At 49.2% G+C, this 4,846-nt stretch carries 2 protein-coding genes; both read left to right on the forward strand.

Features of this window, described 5'->3' with window-relative positions; all coding sequences use genetic code 11:
- Positions 1 to 107 precede the first annotated feature (107 nt).
- The gene (locus AC1DUA_RS23625) at positions 108 to 3,797 is read left to right on the forward strand and encodes a dynamin family protein (RefSeq protein WP_477502097.1); all 3,690 of its coding nucleotides are present in this window, start codon (positions 108 to 110) and stop codon (positions 3,795 to 3,797) included.
- 270 nt (positions 3,798 to 4,067) lie between these two features.
- A partial coding sequence (locus AC1DUA_RS23630; RefSeq protein WP_477502098.1) for an ABC transporter transmembrane domain-containing protein occupies positions 4,068 to 4,846 on the forward strand: 779 nt, incomplete at its 3' end.

Consider the following 4,846-nt stretch of genomic DNA (forward strand, 5'->3'; position numbering starts at 1 on the left):
GTGGTTATGTCCTAAAAAATTAAATCTCCCTCTGGGAGATTTTTTTCTGTATCATCATAGATATAGGATTGGATAGAAGACCGGTAAATAAGGAGCGGAACGGACGAATGACGCAAGCCATAGATACAAGTATCTCGGTCATGCCGGATGCGATTAAGAAGATGCAGTTGAATCTGCAAACCACAGGGGATCTCGATAACGCTAGTAAATTGGGGCAGCTGCTCACTAAGATTGATTCTGGCAGGATGAACATTGCTTTCTGCGGTCATTTTTCAGCGGGGAAATCAACCTTAATTAACCAGCTATGCRGGCACCCATTGCTGCCATCCTCTCCGATACCTACGAGCGCAAATATCGTGAGTATCTGTAATGGGACGCCTGGCGCTCATGTTACACATCGACAAGCAAGCCTTCAAGGCGAAACGAATACGATTCCACTTGATGAACTTGAAGCCTATTGTGTGAACGGTACAGATATAGAAACGGTGGAAATATCGTTTCCCATTGCTTTTCTAGGCGAACATACTGCTCTGCTCGACACTCCAGGGATTGATTCCACGGATGATGCCCACCATAAATCAACAGAATCAGCGCTGCATTTGGCGGATGTCGTGTTTTATGTGATGGATTACAATCACGTGCAATCCGAAGTAAATCTCGCTTTTACGAAGAAAATGAAGGAGTGGGGCAAACCGCTCTACCTCATTGTCAATATGATCGATAAGCACAAAGAATGGGAATTGCCGTTTACGCAGTATCAAGAGGGGACGAAACAAGCCTTTCTGAACTGGGGGATCGTACCGGATGATCTGCTCTTTGTCACAATGAAAGAGCCGAATCATCCTCACAACGAGTATGGGGAGCTGCAATGGCTCTTGAGCCGCTTAATTGAGCGTGGTGATGAATTACGCAGCTTCAGTATTGACGCTTCTGCGCGCTATCTTGCAGATGAGCACGGCAAATGGTTAGCTGAGCAGCATGAGCCCCAGAAGGCTGAGCTTATGGAGCAAATCAGCCAAGAAGGCGATGTACAGGAAGTTGAAGCACAGGCGGCTGCAAAACAGCAAGAGCTGATGGTCTTGAAAGGGCTGCCGGAAGCGTTGACGACACAGCTTCGGAAAGAAGTTGGCACGATCATTGAGAATGCCAACATCACGCCAGCATTGACCCGCGATCAGGCTCATGCGTATTTAGAGAGCCGTAAGCCCGGGTTCAAGGTAGGATTCTTCTCCAGAGCTGCACAGACGGCTCTGGAGACGGAGAAACGGCTCACCGCGTTTCAAGCGGATTTATCGGAACAGGTCGAAGCGCAGCTGGATTGGCATCTGCGGGATGCTTTGAAGAAGGCTGCGCAAAGCCAAGGGCAGCATGATGCGGGCCTCTTGGCTCAAATTGAAGGATTGCGAGTTGAAGTTACGGCGCAATGGCTTGCCGCACAAGTTAACGCAGGTGCTACATTCGGCGGCGAATACACGCTCAACTTCATGAAGCAAGTTGCGTCAGACCTTAAACAGCAGTACCGCAAACAGGCATTTGCGGTCATCGACCTGCTCGCGGCTGCCGTCCGCGAGCACAACACGCAAGCCGCCGCAACGCTAGCGGCTGAGCTGGAAGCGCTGGGCAGCCGCCTAGGCGCTGCCCGCGAACTGCGCCGCCTCGAGGAAGCCGAGGCGGCAGCGACAGCCCAGCTGCTGCGCATGGCCAGCTGGGCAAGACCATCTGCGCCGGCATTGCCGGACGCGCAGCAGTATACCCCCATGGTGGAGCAAGCAGCCGCCCCGCTAAGCGGGGGGCTGCATGTCACCTCCATGGATAAGATCTTGCAGGCCGCTGCGACAGCATCGGCGGCCGGAGTGCCTGCAGCAGCTGCCCCTGCGGAGGCAGCTGCATCTGCGGGGGCCGCGTTCACCTCAGGTGAACACGGCAGGCGCATGGAGCGCAAAGCCGCCGATTTGTTGGCGGCTTCGCAGCTCATCGACGGGCTGCCGTCGATGCGGTCGATCGCGCGCGCCATGCGCGAGAAATCGGAACGTCTGCGACAGCGGACGTTCACGATTGCGCTGTTCGGCGCATTCAGCGCCGGCAAGTCCTCTTTCGCCAATGCGTTGATTGGTGAAAGAGTGCTGCCGGTCTCGCCGAACCCGACGACGGCGGCAATTAATAAAATCATGCCGCCGCAAGAAGGTTGGCCGCATGGCACAGCCAAGGTGAAAATGAAGAAAGCGGACGCGATTCTGCAGGACGTTTTGTATTCACTAGAAATTCTAGGCGTGCAAGCCAGTGACATGGCGTCTTCATTGAAACGCATAGGCGCTCTTTCGCCTGCTGACGTAACAGCGAAAGGGAAACCGCATTATTCTTTCCTTAAGGCTGTTGAGAAAGGCTGGCAGCTGGCGCAGAATCATCTGGGCACGGAGCTGAAAATCACCAAAGAAGAGTTTCCAAGTTACGTCGCAGACGAGTCCAAGTCTTGTTTTGTTGAATTTATAGAATTATATTATTCGAATCCCTTGACGGAACAAGGCATTATTTTCGTTGATACACCTGGTGCAGATTCCATTAATGCCCGCCATACGGGCGTTGCTTTTAACTATATAAAAAATGCGGACGCCATTCTTTTCGTAACTTATTATAATCATGCGTTCTCGCAAGCGGATCGTGAGTTCCTTTTACAGCTTGGACGTGTCAAAGATAGTTTTGAAATGGATAAAATGTTTTTCATTGTGAATGCCGCCGATCTTGCAGCAAGCCCGGAGGAACTGCAGGGAGTGATGACTCATGTGGAGACGAACCTCTTGCAGCACGGCATCCGCAATCCACGTATTTACCCGATTTCCAGCTATTTAGCGGCAGAGGGGAAAATCACGGGCAACGAAGCACTCGTGGCGCAGTCGGGAATCCGACCGTTTGAAGGTGAGTTTGTTCAATTTACATTCAATGAACTTAGCGATGTTGCGATACATGCAGCGAATTTGGAGCTGCATCGTGCGATTGCTACCATGCAGCAGTGGCTGGAGAGCGCGCAAACAGGGGAAGAGCAACGGAAGCAACAGCTTATGAAGCTGGAGCAGTCCGAGCGTGAGTGTACGGAGCTGCTTGACCGTACGCTTTTTGAAGCGGAGCTCAAAGAGTTGAAGAAAGAAATTCAGGAGCTTCTGTATTATGTGAAGCAGCGTACGATGTACCGATTTGGTGAATTGTACAATTACGCCTTTAATCCCTCCACGTTCCGTGAGGAAGCGAGAGATCCGAAGCAAGCGCTCCAGTCGGCTTGGGGCGAGCTGCTGCGCATGATCGGCTATGATCTATCGCAGGAAGTGCTGGCTACGACGCTGCGCGTTGAGAATCGGATGAATTTGATATCCGGAAATCGTGTTAAGCGTTGGGAAGAGCAACTTCGTCAAGTTATGGATGGCTTCGAGAGCGGTACTTATGAGTCCAACACGTTTGTTACACCAGAAATCAGCTCCAAAATGGAAGCCCCTGAAATTTCACTTAAATTGCTGCAAAGTCATTTCAAGAACCCGAAGCAATTTTTTGAAGGTGATGGCAAAAGCAAGCTGAGAGCTGATTTGGAAAATCGGATGACAGCACCCGTGGCTCAGTTTATCGAACTTCAAACTTCTGAGCTTGAAGAGGCCTATGCGAATCAGCTGGAAAATTGGTTGATGAAGCAGAAAATTCAACTGCTTCAGCAGCTGAATGAGCACGCCGAAGGGATGCGCGATGCCCTTGAAATGAAGATTGATTTGAACGAACTAATATCCAAACAGCATCAATTAAAGTCGTTTGTTTAACATTTAAACAATAGGGTTGGCCATGTTCATTTGAAYGTGACCAACCCTTTTTCACGCATCGCTATGTAAAGGCTTACATCGTTGGTTATCGGGATGATTTTAAAGAATAGTGGGGATTCCTGCACGTTTTTGTGAAGTTATGAGCTTTTAAGCGAATATATCACGCATTCTTCTGATTGCCCGCATATAGGGATGGTGTTAAGATTCATTAAGTATTAAAACGCTTACCTAGCTTTTCCAAATTCACCTTCTTGAGGAGGGGTCACCAAAGTGGATGTATTCAGGCAACTGAAGCCCTATTTTTGGCCAGAGAAAAAACTGTTTTTTGCAGCCATTTTATGTTTAGCCGTAGCAACAGCATTAGGTCTCGTTTATCCGAATTTACTCCGGTATCTCATCGATGACGTGATCGCAAAAAAGCAATTTGAACTCGTTCCGAAATTAGCGATTGTTGTTGTGATTGTCGTATCAATGAAGGGGATGCTTCAATTCATGCATGGCTTGTTCGGGGGCAGATTGGGCAACCGAGTTGCGTATCATTTGCGGAATGCGCTCTACAACAAGCTGCAGTATTTATCCTTTCAGTATTACGATCAAGCAAGAACAGGGGACTTGATGTCCAGATTGACAGCTGATTTGGAAGCAATCAGGCAATTTATCGGTTTTGGTTTCGCTCAACTGTTAAACGTGCTACTAATGCTGATATTCGGCATGAGCATGATGTTTTCGATCAATTGGAAGTTAGCTTTACTGACGATGATTTCAATGCCATTCCTGGCGTTTACGGCAATTCGTTTCGAAGGCAAAATTCATCCTGCTTTCCGAATGGTGCGCCAATCGCTTAGCTCGATGACAACCGCGGTACAAGAAAACATTACAGGAGTTCGGACTGTCAAATCGTTCGCACGTGAGGCTCATGAGGTGGATAAGTTTTCGGCCCGTAATGAGGACTACAAGGCGATGAATATTGAAAGTTCCGGGATTTGGGCGAAGTATTTTCCAATCATGGAAATTCTAGCGAATCTGAGCGTCGTTATGCTGCTTGGCGT

Source organism: Paenibacillus sp. 01T422 (assembly GCF_056398785.1).